We start from the raw sequence: 19159 nt of genomic DNA on the forward strand, positions 1-19159 counted from the left end.
CGGGCGTTACAGATTTTTGGTTTCTATCTTACTTCTTGAACTTGCATAGGCATTATGCGACCTATTCAGCTTCAAACTTTTCTTTTTTCTGCCGGTAAACATCGACAACAACTGCGGCGACAATGATCACACCCTTGATGATTTCCTGATAATAGGCGTCCACCCGCAGGAACGTGAAACCGGATATCATCACACCAAGGATGATTGCGCCGATCACCGTGCCGGTGATCCGCCCGACACCGCCTGTCAGCGATGTGCCGCCAATAACAGCCGCCGCAATGGCATCAAGCTCATAGGTGACGCCCATACCCGACTGCGCGGTTTGCGCACGCGCTGCCGTCACGATACCGGCCAGACCAGCCAGCAGACCGGCGATAGCATAGACCTTGACCAGATGGCGCTCGACATTGATACCGGAGACCCGTGCTGCCTGCACGTTGGCGCCAATCGCATAGGTGAATTTTCCATATCGGGTATAGCGCAGCGCAATGTGGAAAATAAACGCAACCACCAGAAACACCACCACCGGCCAGATGCCCGTGCCAATGAAATTGAACTGGTCCGTAAGGCCCGAAACCGGCGAACCCTTGGTGTACCATTTGGCAACACCACGCGCTGAAACCATCATGCCAAGTGTGGCGATAAAGGGCGGTATCTTGGTCTGCGCAATCAAGGCGCCGTTGACGATACCGGCAAGCAAACCGATACCGAGACCGATAATCAGCGGTATGATGAAGGGCAGATCGGTCAGGCTGGGATAAACCGGCCGAGCCCAGGTGGATGCCTGCGCAAAGCTTGCGGCGATCATGGCCGTCATACCGACAACCGAGCCGGACGAAAGATCAATACCGCCTGTGATAATGACCTGCGTCACCCCGACAGCGATAATGCCGATGACCGAGACCTGCAGAATGATGATCGTCAGACGCTGCTGATTCATCAAAAAGCTCTGGCCGACGAAAATCCAGCCAAGCACTTCATAAATCAGCGCGATGCCGATCAGCACCAAAAGGATGCTGACTTCCGGCGGCCAGCGGCGGCCCTGCTTTGAGGACGACTGCGCCGGTGCCTTTGCGATTGCTTGTTCGCTCGTCATGTTCTTTCCTCCCCCGAATAGAGGTGCGTTTATTCAAAATTGCATTCCTGCTGCCCGTGGTCGACAAGCTCACCATGAGGGAGATTGTCGGGCTGCAAAACCAGTCATAGGCTTGGCAAACCGCGGCTCCCTGCAATCTCCCGTTTCCCTCATGGTGAGCTTGTCGAACCACGTATCACTGCTCATGCCAGCCTTGCTCATTTCGAAGCCAGCTCCATCACTTTTACCTGGGTTGCTTCTGCCCGATCAAGAAAGCCGGTCACCCGGCCCTCATGCATCACCATGATCCGGTCGCTCATGCCGAGAACCTCGGGCATTTCCGATGAGATCATGATGACGGCGACGCCCTGTTTGGCCAGTTCCGAGACAAGACGGTGAATTTCCGCCTTGGCTCCAACATCAATGCCGCGTGTCGGCTCGTCGAGAATGAGAATTTTGGGATTGGTCAGCAGCCAGCGGCCGATCAGAACTTTCTGCTGATTGCCGCCGGACAGGTTTTCCACCCGCTCCTGCAGATTGGGCGTTTTCACCCGCAGCTTGTCGCTCATCACCTTGCAGGCAGCAGAAATTTCCTTTTCCGCAACAAATCCGAATTTGACAAACCGGTCCTGCAACACAGCGATCTGCATGTTTTCCAGAACGTCCAGAATAAGCAGGCAGCCCGTTTCCTTGCGGTCTTCGGTTATGAACGCCATGCCGTGCTGAATCGCCTGATTGGGCGAGCCGATAGCGACCGGCTTGCCATTGATTGCGATCGAGCCGGTGGTTGCGGGCGTGACGCCGAATATGGTCTCCGCCACATTGGAGCGGCCGGAGCCGACAAGACCGGCAATGCCGAGGATTTCACCCGCACGCACGTCGAACGAAACACTGCTGAAAACATTCTTCAGCGACAGATCTTTCACCGACAGAACGACATCGCCGATCGGTACGATCTCTTTCGGAAACATCTGGGTGATTTCGCGCCCGACCATCATCTTGATAATGTCGTCGCGTGTTACATCCGTGGAAGCATGGGTGCCGATATAACGGCCATCGCGAAACACCGAGAATTCATCGGCAATTTCGAACAGCTCGTTCATCTTGTGGGTGATATAGACGATGCCAATGCCTTGCGTGCGCAGGCTGCGAATAATCTCGAAAAGATGCTCTACTTCGCGTTCTGTCAACGCGGAGGTCGGCTCATCCATGATCAGGACATCGGATTCATAGGAAACCGCTTTGGCGATTTCGACCATTTGCCGGTTGGCAACACTGAGGTCACGCACCTGCGCTTCGGGATCGAGCGCAATGTTCAGCCGCTTGAACAGATCGGCGGTCATCTCGAACATTTTGCCATGATCGACAAAGCCGAACATGTTTTGGGGCTCACGGCGGATCCAGATATTCTCTGCCACCGTCATGAACGGCATCAGGTTCAACTCCTGATGAATCATGGCGATACCATTCTCAAGCGCATCCAGCGGCGATTTCAAACGGATTGGCAATCCTTTGAGAAATACCTCGCCCTGATCTGGAACATATATTCCAGCGAGTATCTTCATCAGAGTGGATTTACCGGCACCATTCTCGCCCATCAGCGCATGCACAGTGCCACGCTTCAGACGAAAAGACACATCATCCAGCGCCAGAACGCCGGGAAATTCCTTGCGAATATTCTCTACGTTGAGCAGATATTCGGCTTTCGGCACCGCGCCACTGGCGCGAACCGCAGCCATTGTCGTAGGGCTGACTGCCATAACCGTCTCCTCCCGAGACTATAATCTGAAGGCCGGAACGCACCTTGCGATGCGTTCCGGTTCAAGGCGGAAAGCCTTAGTTCTTGGTCTGGTATTTTGCCAGGTTGTCCTTGGTCACCAGTTCGAAAGGAATGTAGACCTTGGTCTCAACCTTTTCGCCTTTGGCCAGCTTCAGTGCCGCATCAACCGAACCCTTGCCCTGACCGGCAGCGTTCTGGAAAACGGTCACATCGAGATCGCCGGCTGCCATTGCGGCCAATGCATCCTGCGTCGCGTCAACACCGGCAACAACAACCGATTCCATCTTGCGGCCAGCCGCCTTGAGCGCCTGGATTGCGCCGATAGCCATTTCGTCATTGTTGGAAATAACCGCATCGAATTCCAGACCAGCGGAGAGCCAGTTGGTCATCAGATCGGCACCTTGAGTACGCGACCAGTTGGCCGTCTGCTCTTCAACAATCGTCAGACCCTTGCACTCATCCGTCGCAATAACGTCGTGAATGTCCTTTGTACGCTGGCGTGCAGCCTGATTGGACAGTTCGCCCATCATCACGACGATCTTGCCTTTGCCCTTCAGAAGCTTGCACACTTCCTTGGTTTCCAGCGTGCCGGATTCAACTTCGTTGGAAGCAACAAACGCCTGCTTGGCTGGCAGTTCATTCACATTGACCGGTTCGCGGTTGACGTAAACCAATGGAATACCCGCTGCCGAAGCAATCTTCGACATGGCCGCTGTCGCATCCGTATCAACAGGGTTGACGATGATCGCATCAACCTTGGAAGCGATGAAATTCTGGATCTGGCTCTGCTGCTTGGCAACGTCGTTCTGCGCGTCTTCAACCTGCAGCGTCACACCGTCAAGCGTCTTGGCGTAATCCTGCATGCCGTTGCGCAATACGGTCAGGAAGTTGTCGTCGAACTGCGCCATGGAGACGCCAATATTCGCGGCAAATGTCGTTGTGCTCATGAGGGCTGAAACAGCCAGTGTCAAAATTAGTTTCTTCATTTCGTCTCCTCCACAATGGTGCCCGGCCACACCGTCCTGATCCGGAAGCTCCTCGAACTTCAGCATCGCAGCCATGCAAACCCCTGCTGCCAGCGACGCCTCTGCCCCAGAGTGCGCGAGACATCGCGCAAACTTTGTTCTGGATTTATCATACGGAATATAAAAACCGTTGCATCCAGTTTCTGAAATATTTATTCCATTTTCCAATCGAAGCGTCAAGCGGGATTCACGACAGCGAACCAATAAAAAAGATGAGGGAGCCGAACTTTTCGGCCATTTGCATCGCGCAATTATCCGGCAAAAAATTTGCACTGCTGTGCACTTTGAGCGGGTATATCACCGGTTCACGGTTGAACCTGCCAAGACTGTTCAGCGGGGCGGGCAACCTCAGCACAGAGCTGTGGCTGCCCGCGATAGTCGGCATCAAACCAGTTTGGATTTAATCAGCTCTATGCTTTCACTCAGTGCTGCCGCAGGATTTATCAGCTGCTGCACTTCCTCGGCAAAAGGTTCGAATGAGAACGGGCCTTTATAACCTGCATCCAGCAGCGCCTGAATCTGCGCAATATTGCCAAGCCGATCCTGCACGTCGATGAGAACACGATGCGAATCGCGCATATCACTGATTGACAATGCGGGATCAGTCACGCCGGAAATGTGAACCAGTCCCGTCATTTCGGGAAACAGCGCAGGTTCACCGGCGAGATGGTGATGGAACGTGTCGTGCGCAATGCGGAATGTGCCCTGCCCGCCAATGTCATTGATCGCTTCGACCGCTTCACGTTTTGACCGCAACGAACAAATCTCAAACCCAAGAGGTTCGACAAAGCCTTTGAGGCCACGCTCATTCAATATCGGCAGCAAGGCCTTGAGTGCGGTGCGCAGATTGGCTTGCCGCTCACCATCCTTCTGGCCCGTCCCGTCATTGACCGGCACCAGAACAAGCGCAGCGGCTCCCGCATCCCGCGCATAATCAGCAAGCGCGATGGCTTCGCGTTCCCGCTCAGAGGTCCATTCATTGAAGCGCTGCAAGGCGTTGATTGTTGCGATCCGCACCCCTGCATTTGCCGCCTGCGCGCGAATATCCGCAGCGGGCATTCCATCGATAATGGCATTACCGGCAAGATCATTGCGGATTTCGACATCCTGCAAACCCAGACACCGCGTCAGCTCAAAAAATGCCTGTGGCCGCAGTTTGGGCGTGACCATATGATTGATTGCAAATACCGGTGCGGAACGTGTCGCGCTCATCCAGACATCTCCCAGGAATGAAATGCCAGCACGACGCTGGCGTCGCGCGAAACATCTGTTCCCTTGCTCAGTCAGTCAATTGGCCCAATGAGCCAAAAACTATCATTTCTGATAGATTCGTGCGCTCAGATGTTCTCAGGCAGATAAATATCGAAGGGCAGGAAGGTTTGCCCCGGAGCATTGGCTGCCCCCGATTCAATCGCGTGCCCCATCAGTTCGACCAGTTCCCGGCAAAGGCGCGGCAGGGGTGTCGCGATTGCCATGATGGCGATTTTGTCGGCAAGAGCCGCCCGTGACTCTGGCGTAATCTCATTGCAGATCATCACTGGCAGCTCAGTCTGAGTGCATTCGCGCAATGCAGCGATGGCACCTTCCATGCCGCCGCCCGCCACATAGCAGCCCGCAAGATCCGGGTGATGTTCCAGTAAATTGAGCATGGCTTCATAGGTGATCTGCCGTGTCTCCAGATTGATCAGCGTATCAAGCACGGTGAATTCCGGTGCTTCTTCCCGAAAGAACGAGCGGAAGCCGATTTCCCTGAGTTCATGCCCCTGGAACCGGTGGCTGCCAACGAAGACTGCAACTTTGCCCGGACGCCGTGCTGTCTTGGCGATCATCCACGCGGCAGTGCGCCCGGCCTTGCGGTTGTTGAGACCGACATAGCCTTCCCGCACACCGGCAGCAAAGTCGGAGAGCAGGGAAAAGACCGCGATCCCCTTGGCCTTCAACTCTTCTATCACCACGGTAATCGATGGATGATCCGGCGCAACGAGCGCGATTGCACGAGTCCGCCCCGCCAATGAGCGCAGCTTGGCGATAATATCGTCGGGTGCCAGCGATGGGCAGAAATCCACCACAGGAACTCCGCGAAAATTTGGCGCAGCATTCACCGCCCGGTCAATTTCCCGCGCAAATTCCTGATAGAAATATTGGCCGGACTTCTGCAACAGGAAACCGAGCTTGTATTCAGGAAGCTCCTGCCGCATGCGCTGCCGGATCAGGCCTGCCGCATGATAGCCGATGCTATTGGCTGCTTCATAAACCCGCCGTGCCGTTTCTTCGCGCACCGGCAAGCGGTTGTTGAGCACGCGGTCCACAGTAGCAACACTGACGCCGGAAACCCGCGCCAGATCGGCAATGGTTGGTCTATTCGCCATAGCAAATCCAAATGATAGTTTCTATCATTTACACATAGCACAGCATGATAGGCAATGATGGAATATTATCATTTCGAATTGAGTGCCACGCGTTGCATCATTACTATCTCAATCCATGAGCCCGGGTTTTCATCACCCGCCACGGATTGGGAGGTCCACGAATGGACGCAGTGCTATCGCCTTCACGCGATTACAGCCTTATCGGCCGGGATTCGGCGCGTGCGGTCGAAACGGGTCTTGCAGCGGCCGAGTGGTATCACACCGACATCCCCCGCAAGGATATGAAAGAGCTGATGAAGCGCGTGGATGGTCCAGCCATTCGCGACACGGCAATCTGGCTCGGCAGCATGATTGTTCTTGCCGCTCTGGGCATTGCCCTTTGGGGCACTATCTGGTGCGTGCCGTTCTTCCTCGCCTATGGCGTGCTCTACGGTTCTGCCTCGGATTCACGCTGGCATGAATGCGGCCACGGCACTGCTTTTAAGACCCGCTGGATGAACGATGCCGTCTATCAGATCGCCTGCTTCATGATCATGCGCAATCCGGTGACATGGCGCTGGAGCCACGCACGGCACCACACGGATACCGTGATCGTTGGCCGTGATCCGGAAATCGCCGTCATGCGCCCGCCTGACCTGCTGCGCGTTGCCCTAAACTTCTTCGGCATCCTCGATGCATGGCATGCGGTTATCGATATGGCACGCAATGCCTCCGGCATTGTCAGCGCTGAGGAAAAAACCTTCATACCCGAGCAGGAACAGCACAAGGTCATCCGCGTCGCCCGCATCTGGGCCTTGATCTATGCCGCGACCATCACCCTCGCACTCTATATGGGTTCGATCCTGCCGCTTGTACTCATCGGCTTGCCCCGGCTTTATGGTGCATGGCACCATGTCCTGACCGGACTGCTGCAGCATGGCGGACTTGCTGACAATGTCATCGACCACCGGCTGAACAGCCGCACAGTCCTGATGAACCCCGTCAGCCGCTTCATCTACTGGAACATGAACTACCATGTGGAACACCATATGTTCCCGATGGTGCCTTACCATGCGCTGCCCCGTCTGCATGCAATGATCAAGCACGACCTGCCCGCCCCCAACCCCTCCATTTTGGATGGCTACAGGGAAATGGTGCCCGCCTTTCTGCGTCAGCTGCGCAATGAAGACTATTACCTCAGACGCAAATTGCCGCTGACCGCGAAGCCCTACCGTGAGGAATTTCACGGGAAAGCGGCACGCGCTGCGGCTGAATAGTATCCGTAAGCAATAACTTACCAATAAACCACGAGGCTGGGGCTTTTTGACCCTACCCAAGGGAGGACCATGATGAGTGACTGGATTGAAGCCTGCGCCGCTGATGATATCGATGAAGAAGACGTCATCCGTTTTGATCATGAAGGCCGGACCTTTGCGATTTACCGCAGCCCGGATGATGAGTTCTTCGCCACCGACGGACTTTGCACCCACGAGCATATCCATCTGGCCGATGGGCTGGTGATGGATGACATCATTGAATGCCCCAAGCATAATGGCCGCTTCAGCTATAAGACCGGACAGGCCAAGGGCGCTCCGGTCTGCGTCAATCTTAAAACCTATCCGATCAGGGTTGAGGCTGGCAAAGTCCTCATCCAGTTGGGCCAATGACCGTGACATCAGGCATGGTCATCATCGGTGCAGGCGAATGCGGCGCACGCGCTGCCTTTGCCCTGCGCGAGAACGGCTACGAAGGGCTGGTCACATTGATTGGCGCTGAAAAACACCTGCCTTATGAGCGTCCGCCACTGTCCAAGGACATCATGGTTTGCGAGGACCACCCCGTTGCCCGGACCATCGCGGCGCAGGAGTATTTCGACGAAAAGGCTATCCAATTCATCGCTGAAACAACGGTGACGCACATCGATCGCCGAGCCAAACAGCTTGCCTTCGCCGATGGACAAAGCCTGCCTTATGAAAAACTGTTGCTGGCGACGGGAGCTATTCCCCGCACCTTGCCGCTCGCTGCCGAAAGCCGCCATTGCGCCTATCTGCGCAGCTTTGACGATGCGCTGACCATTCGTGCGCGGTTTCGGCCCGGTGCCCGGATCGTCATTGTCGGCGGCGGCTTCATCGGGCTGGAACTCGCCGCCAGTGCGCGCAAACGCGGAGCAGAAGTGACCGTGCTGGAGACCCAGGCGCGGGTTTTGATGCGCGGTGTACCGGAGGAAATCGCTGAAACCATCGCGGCGCGTCATCGGCAGGAGGGAGTACAGCTTCGTTGCGGGATTGGCATATCGGCCATTCGGGATAGCGGCGCGAGCGCAACGATAGGTCTCGCCAATGGCGAAACCATCCATGCGGATCTTGTCATCATCGGCATAGGCGCCGTGCCGGTCACAGCTCTTGCGGAAGCGGCAGGCCTCGAAACCGGCAATGGCATTTTCGTCAATGAATATCTGCAAACCAGCGATCCCGACATCTTCGCCGCTGGCGATTGCTGCATCTTTCCCCTCGCCCTCTATGGCGGCAGGCGCGTGCGGCTGGAAGCGTGGCGCAATGCCCAGGAACAAGGAACCTTGGCCGCACGCAACATGCTCGGCTTTGCGGAACCGCATCTGTCAGTTCCATGGTTCTGGTCGGATCAATATGAGCTTGGCTTGCAGGTGGCGGGGCTACCGGATGAAGGCACGCTGACAATTCGCCGCGATCTTGGCGACGGCGCTTTCATTCTCTTTCATCTCGCCGCTGATGGCCGCCTTGTTGCGGCAAGCGGCATCGGTCCCGGCAATGCTGTCGCCAGGGACATAAGATTGGCGGAAATGCTGATTGCTCGCTCCGCCTGTCCCGCCGCTACTCAGCTCGCGGCACCGGACGTCAAACTCAAATCATTGCTCGCAGCTTGAAACAGACAGGAACAATCATGACCAGCAAACGCCCGACAGTGGCAGATATTCTTGCAATGAAAGGCCGTCGCCAGCTGACCATGCTGCGCGTTGTCACCTTGGAGGAAGCCGAAGCCGCCGAACGCGCACGGGTCGATATCCTGTCTGTGCCACCTGCCCTGCTCACACCGGCCTTTCGCGACGCTGCACCATCCTGCTTCACCGTTCCCGGACTCGAATACGGCGATTTCATCACGGCAGAAGACTATATGCGTGCCGCCTTCACAGCTTTGCGTGCGGGCGGTGACGCCGTCTATTGCGCCGCCAGCCTCGCCACCATCCGGCGCATGCGCGATGAGGGTATTCCGGTTTGCGGCCATGTCGGCCTCATTCCGTCCAAGGCCACTTGGACCGGCGGCTTCAAAGCCGTCGGCAAGACAGCGCAAAGCGCACTGGAAATATGGCGTCAGACGAAAGCACTGGAAGAAGCCGGTGCCTTCGCGGCCGAGATTGAAGTGGTGCCGGTAGACGTCGCAACCGCCATTTCCCAGCGCACGTCCATGTTCATGATTTCGATGGGGGCAGGAGCGGGCTGCGATGCGCAATATCTGTTTGCCGAGGATATTCTCGGCTCAAATCGAGGGCATTATCCGCGTCACGCCAAGGTCTATCGAAACTTTTCCGCCGAGTACGGCCGTTTGCAACAGGAAAGGGTCGCAGCCTTCTCCGAGTTTGTCGCAGACGTGCATGCAAAAACCTATCCGGGAGCCGAACATGTGGTCGGAATTCCGCATGAAAACAACCCTGATCGATCAGGCCAAGAAGCCGAAAATCGTCATCATGGTCTCCAAGTTCGACCATGCGCTGTTGCACCTGATTTATCAGATCAAGGTTGGCTGGCTCGATGCGGAAGTCGCCGCCATCGTCTCCAACCATGAGGACAGCCGCCGCTTTGCCGAGCATGAAGGCATTGCCTATCATGTCCTGCCTGTGTCGAAAGACAACAAGAAGGAGCAGGAAGAAGCACTTCTGAAGATCGTCAAGGATACCGGCGCTGATCTCGTCATCCTTGCCCGCTACATGCAGGTTTTGTCGGACACTATTTCCAAGCGGCTGTTCGGCAAAGTGATCAACATCCATCACTCGTTCCTGCCAAGCTTCAAGGGTGCAAAACCCTACCATCAGGCATTCGAGCGCGGCGTGAAGCTGATCGGCGCCACCGCCCATTATGTGACGCCCGATCTCGATGAAGGTCCGATCATCGAGCAGGAGACCGAACGGGTCAGCCATGCGATGAGCGCGGAAGACTTTGTCGCCACCGGCCGCGATATTGAAAGCCGGGTTCTGGCACGGGCGGTCAAGAAACACCTTGAATCCCGCGTCATGCTCAATGGCCATAAGACGGTGGTGTTTTAGACCGCTGCAAATTTTGGGGTGCGTGGTTCGACAAGCTCACCATGAGGGAGATGGATGGGCTGCAAAGCCAATTGCAAAGTTGCAGAATGTTGCAGAATATGGCTCCCTGCAACCCACCCATCTCCCTCATGGTGAGCTTGTCGAACCACGCACAATGTTCATGCCAATGGATCGCCACCAAACAAAGTGATACTGGCGCATGTGGGAGTTTCAGCGGTTGGGGGTAAAGCCTTCACCGCCGAATATTGCTTATGTTATCAGAGTGAAAAAAGTGGCGCTTACGCCTCGATCTCGACATTCCCAAGCGGTTTGGTGCAACAGGCCAGCACATAACCCTCGTCGATTTCTTCGTCGAGAATACCGCCATTGTGGTCCATCTCCGACTTGCCGGAGATTTTCATCACCTTGCAGGTGCCGCAAAGACCGGATTCACAGGCCGCCGCAATGCGGATACCGGCGCCGCGCGCGGCTTTGAGGATCGTATCACCGGGCATGCACGGCACATCCATACCCGACATGGAGAAGGTGATGGTTGCCGCCGCTTCCAGGACCTCGGTCGAAATCTCGTCCAGCGCAGGCAAAACAGGTTCGGCAGCCGGGCCAAAGCTTTCCTGATGATACTGCTTCATATCGAAGCCGTTGGCTTCGAGCATCGTGCGCACATCACGCATAAAGCCTTCCGGGCCGCAGCAGAAAATCGTCCGGTCCTTGAAATCAGGTGAGAGCAATGGCAGTTTCGGCGCTTCCAGGCGGCCGCGAATACCGGTCCAGACCTGACCGATTTCGTGCTCCTTGATCAGGAACGACAGTTTCAGATTGGGCATGCAGCTCGTCAGATATTCAAGCTCCTTGCGGAAGATAATATCGCTGGGGCGGCGGGCGCAGGTGACAAAGCTGATATCACTCTGCGGCGCACAATCGTGCATCCAGCGGGTCATCGACATCATCGGCGTGATACCGGAACCCGCCGAAATGAACAGATACTTGTCACCCGGATGCTTGCGCATGGAGAAATCGCCCATCGGCCCGAAAGCCTTGAGGCGCACGCCGGGCATCAGATGATCCAGCATCCAGCGCGTGCCGATGCTGCCGTCCTGCGCCTTGACCGTCACGGCAATGGTAAATGGCCGTGACGGGCTCGATGACAGCGTGTAGGTGCGCAGCACGGCTTCGGGCTGTGTTGGCAGCTCGAAGGTCATGAACTGTCCCGGCTCATAGCGAAACCAGTTCTGATTGTCCGAGCGGAAGGTAAACGTCTTCACATTCGGGGCTTCCTCAATGATCGACAGACACTCCAGCAGGTGCAGCCGGTCATTCCATGGCTGCATCTGGTCGAGGTGCGGGTAAGACTGAGGAACGCCCATATTCATTGTGTACCTTATGCTACCTTGCTGAGCCGCGTATCGCCGCCGGAAAGCCGCTCTTCCATGAACTTGCAGTACCATTCGAGGAACTGCAGCACACCACCTTCATGCTCGACCGAATAAGGGCCGGGCTCATAGGCAGGCGAGCGGATGCCGAAAGCGTTTTCTTCCACAATACGGCGGTCCTGATCGTTGGTTTCGGTCCAGACGTGTGTCAGTTCCTCAAGATTGTAATCGACACCTTCGACGGCATCCTTGTGCACCAGCCACTTGGTCGTGACCTGCGTTTCATCCGGACCAAGCGGCAGCACGCGGAAGGAAATCGCGTGGTCGCCAAGGATATGGTTCCACGTCGTTGGATAGTGGAACAGCAGCAGCGAGCCGATCTGCTTTTCGTTGACGGTTTCGCTGAGCTGTTTGCCGACGGCGCGGCGTCCGGTCATCGTATAGCTTTCTGCTTCACGCAACAGCGGCACGCGGGTGGCACGGTACTGGCCGTCGTCGGACATGCGGAAAGTGCTTGGGAGGCCGGCAGCTTCGCAACGCTGCCAATGTTCGACGATTTCCGGATCATCGCCAGCGCCCTGCACACCAGTCACGCTTGGCGCTTCGGGGAAGGTCTTGCACAGTTCCGGGTGGTTGGCGACGCAGTGATAGCACTCGCGATTGTTTTCCCAGACCAGCTTCCAGTTGCCTTTTTCGACGATGGTACTCTGGTAGGCAACCTTCGTTTCAGCCAGGCGATGCGGCGCAAGATATGGCTCGATCAGCGCGCGGGTGGCACTGAAATCCACCGGATTCTGAGCGAGGCAGATGAAGACATAGCCGCCGACGCTTTCGCACTGGACTGGCTTCAGACTGTGCTGGCTGGGGTCGAAATCATCGCCCATCTGGCGCGCAAACAACAGGCGGCCATCCAGTTCATAGGTCCATTGGTGATAGGGGCAAACGAGCTTGGCGGACGTGCCACGTTCTGCCGAGCAGACGCGCGAGCCGCGATGGCGGCAGGAATTGTGGAACGCACGGATCTGGTTCTGGCGGTCACGCACGATCACCACAGGATAATCGCCAACCTGCACGGTAAAGAAATTACCAGGCTTGGCGACTTCGCAATCATGGCCGATAAACAGCCAGTCGCGGTAAAAGATATTCTCCATATCCAGCCGGTAATAATCCGGATCTGAATAGAAAGCCTGTTCGAGGCCGTAGCCGGGTTTCCGGTTCTTCAGGTTCCGGAGCAGTTCATTGCGAATATCCATGTCGTGTCCTCGCCTCAATGTTGCGAAAGAACTGACTGGTGGTGACGGAGGAAGAACGCCTACGCGGTCAGCCACCGGCCAATATCCGCATAAAATCATGCTCCTTGATCGCCCACCGCGATCAGTCGGTTTTCAGTCCCGAGGCTGGTTTCCGGGCTCTGGAGTTGCCGTGTCGGCGGTCACGACGCCTTCCCGGGGTTGTGACCCAGTGGCTTTTATGCCGTGTTTCACTCCAATACCGTTGCGGGGGCAGCGCCGGGTTCAAGAATGAAGAAATCCACCGGATTTCACCGCTCTATACCGGCTTCCCAATTCTCCGCCTTCCCTAGAAAAGCGGCACCTCAAGTGCTCCGATAAAAGCATTCGGCATGAAAAAAGAATAGGTGCGGAAACGACATCCCATTTACGTAAGACGACACCGATCGTCCGTGTACACTATGTCGCAGATTGGCGATTGAATTACCCTTGGTTCAATCGAGAACAACCAGCTCCTCGAAATGCTTCATATCGGCAAAGCTGCAGAAAGCTGGCGGATTGAGCGCAATCACCGGCGCTTCACGCTGGATAAATGCTAGACAATCATCCAGCAGCTCCTGCCATGCCGCCAGCCTGTCATCCGGGAATCGCTCGATCACGTAGGCGAGTGTGATATGGAAAACATAGGTGTCGTGATCAGGATGGCGATATCCGAACGGAACAGCCAATGCGTCACGCCAGGCGCGCAGTATCCGCTCGTCATACTCGCTTGCGCCAGCCACGGTGAGTCCCGCAGGCGTCACGTCGACCACCTTTACATTGAACGGCCCGCAACCTTCGAAATCCTGCAGACGATCCACATAAAGCCGGGTCATGTCATCGATGCTGGTGTCGAGCGGCACATCATCCGGCCAGAAAGACGCACGGCGGCGGTATTCGATGATACCCTGAAACAATGTCATGTGCAGGCTGGAAACCGGCGTGAATGCCAGCCGACTGGCATCCGGCATTGCCAGCATGCGCTCGCGCACAGCGATCACAGCCTTTTCCGATTCTGAACCTTTGACCAAATGACTGACCACGGTATTGCCGGGCTCGATCAGGAAATTACCCGATGTGTCATAACGTCTGCCAAGGTGCTGCGGCGGCTCCGGATGCTGACTGACGGCAAAACGGGCAAGAGACGGCTTGATCAGGTCGAGCATGGAAACTCCGAAGCGTGAAAACCAAAATATCCCATGCCGATGGTTCACACCGGCACGGGAATAGTTCTGTCGCCATAGAGCACATATTTGTCAGGCAGATGAAACTCTACCCGTTTCTATGGCCGGTAGAGATATTCCTCGATCGACGCTGCCTTCATCTCGATGGAGAAGCCCGGTAGCGACGGCGGCATATAGGCTGCGTCCTGAATGTTGCAGGGATCGATGAAATGCTCGTGCAGGTGGTCGACATATTCGATCACCCGGCCCTCTTTGGTACCCGACACAGCCACGTAGTCGATCATCGACAGGTGCTGCACATATTCGCAGAGTCCCACGCCGCCCGCATGCGGCCAAACCGGCAGGTCATACTTCGCTGCGATCAGCAACACGGCCAGCACTTCGTTGAGCCCGCCCATGCGGCAGGAATCGATCTGCACCACGTCGATGGCACCCTCGGCGATGAACTGCTTGAACATGATCCGGTTCTGGCACATCTCGCCGGTTGCAACCTTCACCGGCTTGATCGCTGCACGAATCTTGCGGTGACCGGCCACATCGTCCGGGCTGGTGGGCTCTTCAATGAAGAACGGCTTGACGAAGGCAAGCTTGTTGACCCAGTCAATGGCCTCATTCACCTCCCATACCTGATTGGCATCGATCATCAGAATGCGGTCGGGGCCGATCACCTCACGCGCAATGGTCAGGCGGCGAATATCGTCTTCAAGATCCCGGCCAACCTTCATCTTGATGTGATTGAAACCGGCATCCACCGCTTCCTGACAGAGGCGGCGCAGCTTTTCGTCGGAGTAACCGAGCCAGCCCGCTGACGTGGTGTAACAGGGATAGCCCTCGGCTTTCAGTGTTGCGATCCGCTGCTGCTTGCCGCTTTCAGCCTTGCGCAGAATATCGAGCGCTTCCTCCCGCGTCAGTACATCGGTGAGATAGCGGAAGTCGACAATGTTGACGATCTCTTCCGGCGTCATCTCGCCCACCAGCTGCCAGACCGGCTTTCCGGCCTCCTTCGCAAGCAAGTCCCAGACCGCATTGACCACAGCGCCTGTGGCCAGATGCATCGCCCCCTTGTCGGGCCCGATCCAGCGCAACTGGCTGTCACCGGTGATGAAATGCCAGAACCGGCCCGGATTTTCCTTCACCCAGTCCAGTTCCAGACCAATAACGAGATGCTTCATGGCTTCGATTGCGAGGCAGCAGATTTCATTGCCGCGACCGATTGTGAAGGTCAGCCCATGACCGGACAGGTCCTTCGCATCCGTATCAAGGATAACGTAGGCGGCGGAATAGTCCGGGTCCGGATTCATGGCGTCCGATCCATCCAGACTCTGCGAGGTGGGAAAACGGACGTCGAAGACGCGAAGATCGGTAATGCGGGTCACAATGTGCCTCTTCAATAATGTTGGAATCAGAGCACCTTTAAACGTCGGCGCGCGCCACCTGTTTCTGGATGCCAAGGCCTTCAATGCCGAGCTCAATCACATCACCCGCTTTGAGATAACGCGGCGGCTTCATGCCCATGCCAACGCCGGGTGGTGTGCCGGTCGAGATCACGTCACCGGGATGCAGCGACATGAATTGGCTCAGATAGGAGACGAGGAAGGCAACGCCGTAGACCATCGTCTTGGTGGAACCGTTCTGCATGGTCTCGCCATTGACCTTCAGCCACATGCCAAGGTTTTGCGGATCGGCCACTTCATCTTTGGTAACCAGCCACGGACCGGTTGGTCCGAATGTGTCGCAGGACTTGCCCTTGGTCCATTGCCCGGCGCGCTCGGTCTGGAATGCACGCTCGCTGACATCATGCACCGTGCAGTAGCCGGCAACGTAATCCAGTGCTTCGGCTTCGCTTACATATTTCGCTGTCCGCCCGATAACGACGCCGAGTTCGACTTCCCAATCGGTCTTCTCAGAACCGCGCGGAATAACAAGATCGTCATTTGGTCCGACAATCGCCGAAGTGGCTTTCATGAAAATGACGGGTTCCGGCGGCACGGCCATGCCGGATTCCGCTGCGTGATCCGCATAGTTGAGACCGATACAGATGAACTTGCCCGTACCGGCAATGCAGGCGCCAAGACGCGGATTGCCATCGACAACCGGCAGGCCTTCGACATCTTGAGCAGACAGTTTGCCCAGCGCTGCAGGATCAAGTGCAGCACCAGAAAGATCGCCGACTTTGCCAGAGAGGTCGCGGATCCGGCCCTGCGCATCGAGCACACCGGGCTTTTCCTGTCCTGCTTCGCCGTAACGTAGAAATTTCATCGTTCATTCCTTCCAATTTCTTGAGAGGAGACTTCTGACAATTTATCCTGATGAGGGAGCTGGTGCGGTTTTCGAGAACCGGAGCGCAGTGGACATTTTCGTCCATGAGCACCGGAAGCGCAGAAAGACGCATCAGATACCCATCAGGGTGAATTGGCGAAGTCTCCTAGACGGTCCAGCCGCCATCAATGTTATAGGCCTGCCCAGTCGTGTAGGTCGCACCGGCGAGATAAACGGCAAAGTCGGCAATTTCTTCGGGCAGGCCGAGACGGCCCATCGGCTGCCGGGCGATAAAGGCAGCACGAGCGGCCTCGTAGTCACCACCGGCGCGCATGCGCTGTTCCAGCGACGGGCTTTCAACCGTGCCCGGGCAGATGGCGTTGCAGCGAATGCCCTGCGTGATGTAGTCTGCGGCCACAGCCTTGGTCAGACCGAGCACGGCCGCCTTGGTCACACCATAGGCAAAACGATTCGGCACACCCTTCACGCTGCTGGCAACAGACGACATGTTGATGATCGCGCCACCTTTGCGTTCGATCATCCCCGGCAGCACGGCACGAATTGTGCGGATCATGGCGCGGACATTCAAATCCAGTGCAAAATCCAGATCGGCATCGGGCATCTCGAGGATGGAGCCGCCATGCACAAATCCGGCGCAATTGAACAGCACGTCAACAGGGCCGATCTCACCGATAACCGCCGTGACTTCCTCGGTTTTCAGGACATCCAGTTTGCGCGGCTGGATACCAGCCTCTTTCGGCAGAGCATCGAGCAACTCTTGGTTGATATCAGTTGCATGAACCACGGCGCCTTCACGCGCAAAAGCCAGCACCGATGCACGCCCGATGCCCTGCCCTGCGGCTGTAACCAAAACGCGCTTGCCTTCAAGCTTCCCTGTCATATCAAAATTTCCCTTCAGCCTATGCGCCTCACGCGCGTTTGATCCTGCGTTCAGCTATTAGAATATGGTCGGCGGCGAGCACAACCTCGTCGTGCTGGTTGATCACTTCGCAGCGCTCGACAACCCGGCCGCTGTCTGGCCGCTTTGGATCATCCTCTTTGGCGCCGATGGTCACGCGCGTGCGGATCGTATCGCCGATAAACACCGGCCGCACAAACCTCAGCCGGTCATAGCCATAGGAAAAAGCCACCGGATTGATCAGGCTTGCAGTCAAGCCGACGCCAATGGAAAAGACCATGGTGCCGTGCGCAACCCGCTGGCCGAATGGGGTCGTTTTGGCAAACTCCGCATCCATGTGGTGCGGGAAGAAATCGCCCGTATGACCTGCGTGTACCACGAAATCCGTTTCGGTGATCGTGCGCCCCGTCGTGGTGCGGACATGGCCGGGTTCGTAGTCTTCAAAATAGATCGCTTGTTCTGACATTCAGACCTCCGGCTTTCGGGCGAGTGGTGTCGCGGGGGAAGCACTCGATTGATACGCCGCTTCGACCAGTGCCATCGTATGCCAGCTGTCTTCAACCGAGCTGACAAGCTCCTTGTCCTCGCCGCTGGCAAAACGCTGCAGATTGGCCATCCGCCCGACAAAGGCATCCGGGAACCAGGCGCCTTGCAGCGGAACGTTGATCCAGTTCGAGCCACCTTTTGGAAAAATCATCAACTCGTCCGGTTCGCCGCGCGGATAGTCCAGATTGACGCCCAGCTTCACATAGGCCGCGCCCTCTGTACCGCTGATACGGAATTCGCAGGCCTGAAACTTGCGGCCAAATTTGTGATCGTGGTTGATCGACAGCGAACACCGCACGTGATCGCCATAATCAAGAATGGCACTTGTGCGTGTCTGCGCCACTTTGTGATTGGGATGACCCAGTGTCTTGGCGTGCACACCCAGTGGGTTGCCGAGAATTTGCCGGATCAGATCGATATAATGGATCGAGTGCATGGCAATCTCGACCCGTGGCAGATCGGCCAGAAACGGCCACAGCGACCATGGTGTATCCAGCGCCAGCCAGGCATCGAAATCAATGACCTCTCCCAGCCAGCCCTTGGCGATGGCATCTTTCAGCGCCAGCATCATCGGCGCGAACCGCAGCTGGAAATTCACAGCTGCAGTGATATTCCTGTCCCGGCAAATGCGCAGAATCTCCGAAGCTTCGTCAAGATCGCTGCCCATCGGCTTCTGGATCAGGGCGAAGGATCCTTCCGGCAATGCCCGCAACACATCCGCGTGCCTTGCAGGCGGTGTTGCGAGATCGAAGATCGCGTTTTCTACGGCAGCCGCCTCGGCAATGGAGGCATAGGCTTTGACATTCCATTCACCCGCAATCTTGCCTGCCTTGGCCTGATCCGGATCGAACAGCCCGGCAATGGGAAAGCCGCCCTTCTTATAGGCCGGATAATGCGCATCACCGACAATGCTGCCAGCGCCGAAGGTTACAATCGGTCGCAGCTTGACGGGTAAAGGCCAACTTTGCTGCAAGGTGATTGGGTTGAAGGGATTTGTAAGTGTTTGCACGCTTCAGATACCCCCCTTTGCCCTGTCGGGCTCCGGGGCGAGCCACGGGTCTCGCCCGTCCTTCGGACCCCCCGCAAGG

Annotated in this window: 18 protein-coding genes and 1 riboswitch; of the genes, 5 read left to right on the forward strand and 13 right to left on the reverse strand. The window is 56.5% G+C overall.

The features are described from left to right. Window positions 1-61: 61 nt before the first annotated feature. From HB779_RS19880 to HB779_RS19900, 5 genes are all read right to left on the reverse strand, one after another. Window positions 62-1096 (reverse strand): ABC transporter permease, encoded by a 1035-nt coding sequence (locus HB779_RS19880; protein ID WP_188343944.1) that lies wholly within the window; start codon window positions 1094-1096, stop codon window positions 62-64. Window positions 1097-1293: 197 nt separating this feature from the next. After that, window positions 1294-2835: a sugar ABC transporter ATP-binding protein gene (locus HB779_RS19885; RefSeq protein ID WP_188343945.1), complete on the reverse strand. Its 1542-nt coding sequence runs from the start codon at window positions 2833-2835 to the stop codon at window positions 1294-1296. 76 nt (window positions 2836-2911) lie between these two features. Further along, complete coding sequence (locus HB779_RS19890) at window positions 2912-3841, reverse strand: sugar ABC transporter substrate-binding protein (RefSeq protein ID WP_188343946.1); 930 nt, start codon at window positions 3839-3841, stop codon at window positions 2912-2914. Window positions 3842-4264: 423 nt separating this feature from the next. Next, window positions 4265-5092, reverse strand: coding sequence for a TIM barrel protein (locus tag HB779_RS19895; RefSeq protein ID WP_188343947.1), 828 nt, complete (start codon window positions 5090-5092; stop codon window positions 4265-4267). Between the two features lie 125 nt (window positions 5093-5217). After that, on the reverse strand, window positions 5218-6249 hold the full coding sequence (locus tag HB779_RS19900; protein WP_188343948.1) for a LacI family DNA-binding transcriptional regulator: 1032 nt from the start codon (window positions 6247-6249) through the stop codon (window positions 5218-5220). Between the two features lie 161 nt (window positions 6250-6410). Here HB779_RS19900 and HB779_RS19905 point away from each other — a divergent pair, with 161 nt between their 5' ends. The 5 genes from HB779_RS19905 to HB779_RS19920 all read left to right on the forward strand — a co-directional run bounded on the left by HB779_RS19905 (window position 6411) and on the right by HB779_RS19920 (window position 10525). Further along, the gene (locus tag HB779_RS19905; protein WP_188343949.1) at window positions 6411-7505 is read left to right on the forward strand and encodes a fatty acid desaturase family protein; all 1095 of its coding nucleotides are present in this window, start codon (window positions 6411-6413) and stop codon (window positions 7503-7505) included. Between the two features lie 69 nt (window positions 7506-7574). Beyond that, window positions 7575-7895, forward strand: coding sequence for a MocE family 2Fe-2S type ferredoxin (locus tag HB779_RS19910; protein ID WP_188343950.1), 321 nt, complete (start codon window positions 7575-7577; stop codon window positions 7893-7895). Next, window positions 7892-9130, forward strand: coding sequence for an NAD(P)/FAD-dependent oxidoreductase (locus tag HB779_RS19915; RefSeq protein ID WP_188343951.1), 1239 nt, complete (start codon window positions 7892-7894; stop codon window positions 9128-9130). The genes HB779_RS19910 and HB779_RS19915 overlap by 4 nt, the downstream gene beginning before the upstream one ends. A gap of 17 nt (window positions 9131-9147) precedes the next feature. Further along, window positions 9148-10047 (forward strand): 3-methyl-2-oxobutanoate hydroxymethyltransferase, encoded by a 900-nt coding sequence (locus HB779_RS25480; RefSeq protein ID WP_244642434.1) that lies wholly within the window; start codon window positions 9148-9150, stop codon window positions 10045-10047. Continuing rightward, a complete protein-coding gene (locus tag HB779_RS19920) occupies window positions 9941-10525 on the forward strand; it encodes a formyltetrahydrofolate deformylase (RefSeq protein ID WP_244642714.1) in 585 nt (194 codons plus the stop codon). Before HB779_RS25480 ends, HB779_RS19920 begins: the two co-directional genes overlap by 107 nt. 278 nt (window positions 10526-10803) lie before the next feature. Here the strand turns inward: HB779_RS19920 and HB779_RS19925 are convergent, their stop codons facing one another. From HB779_RS19925 to HB779_RS19960, 8 genes are all read right to left on the reverse strand, one after another. Next, window positions 10804-11895, reverse strand: a complete 1092-nt coding sequence (locus HB779_RS19925) for a hybrid-cluster NAD(P)-dependent oxidoreductase (RefSeq protein WP_188343953.1) — start codon at window positions 11893-11895, stop codon at window positions 10804-10806. An 8-nt stretch (window positions 11896-11903) separates the two neighbouring features. Beyond that, window positions 11904-13148: an aromatic ring-hydroxylating dioxygenase subunit alpha gene (locus tag HB779_RS19930; RefSeq protein ID WP_188343954.1), complete on the reverse strand. Its 1245-nt coding sequence runs from the start codon at window positions 13146-13148 to the stop codon at window positions 11904-11906. Between the two features lie 124 nt (window positions 13149-13272). Next, window positions 13273-13507: riboswitch (cobalamin riboswitch) on the reverse strand. Between the two features lie 111 nt (window positions 13508-13618). After that, entirely contained in the window at window positions 13619-14329 is a 711-nt protein-coding gene (locus HB779_RS19935) for a DUF1868 domain-containing protein (protein ID WP_188343955.1), read from the reverse strand. Between the two features lie 116 nt (window positions 14330-14445). Continuing rightward, entirely contained in the window at window positions 14446-15723 is a 1278-nt protein-coding gene (locus HB779_RS19940; RefSeq protein ID WP_188343956.1) for an L-fuconate dehydratase, read from the reverse strand. Window positions 15724-15760: 37 nt separating this feature from the next. Next, on the reverse strand, window positions 15761-16606 hold the full coding sequence (locus HB779_RS19945) for a fumarylacetoacetate hydrolase family protein (RefSeq protein ID WP_188343957.1): 846 nt from the start codon (window positions 16604-16606) through the stop codon (window positions 15761-15763). A gap of 166 nt (window positions 16607-16772) precedes the next feature. Beyond that, window positions 16773-17507: an SDR family oxidoreductase gene (locus HB779_RS19950; RefSeq protein ID WP_188343958.1), complete on the reverse strand. Its 735-nt coding sequence runs from the start codon at window positions 17505-17507 to the stop codon at window positions 16773-16775. Window positions 17508-17535: 28 nt separating this feature from the next. Further along, the gene (locus HB779_RS19955) at window positions 17536-17991 is read right to left on the reverse strand and encodes a MaoC/PaaZ C-terminal domain-containing protein (protein ID WP_188343959.1); all 456 of its coding nucleotides are present in this window, start codon (window positions 17989-17991) and stop codon (window positions 17536-17538) included. Continuing rightward, on the reverse strand, window positions 17992-19080 hold the full coding sequence (locus tag HB779_RS19960; RefSeq protein WP_188343960.1) for a Gfo/Idh/MocA family protein: 1089 nt from the start codon (window positions 19078-19080) through the stop codon (window positions 17992-17994). Window positions 19081-19159 lie beyond the last annotated feature (79 nt).

Source organism: Phyllobacterium sp. 628 (assembly GCF_014189505.1).
Lineage (GTDB): Bacteria > Pseudomonadota > Alphaproteobacteria > Rhizobiales > Rhizobiaceae > Phyllobacterium.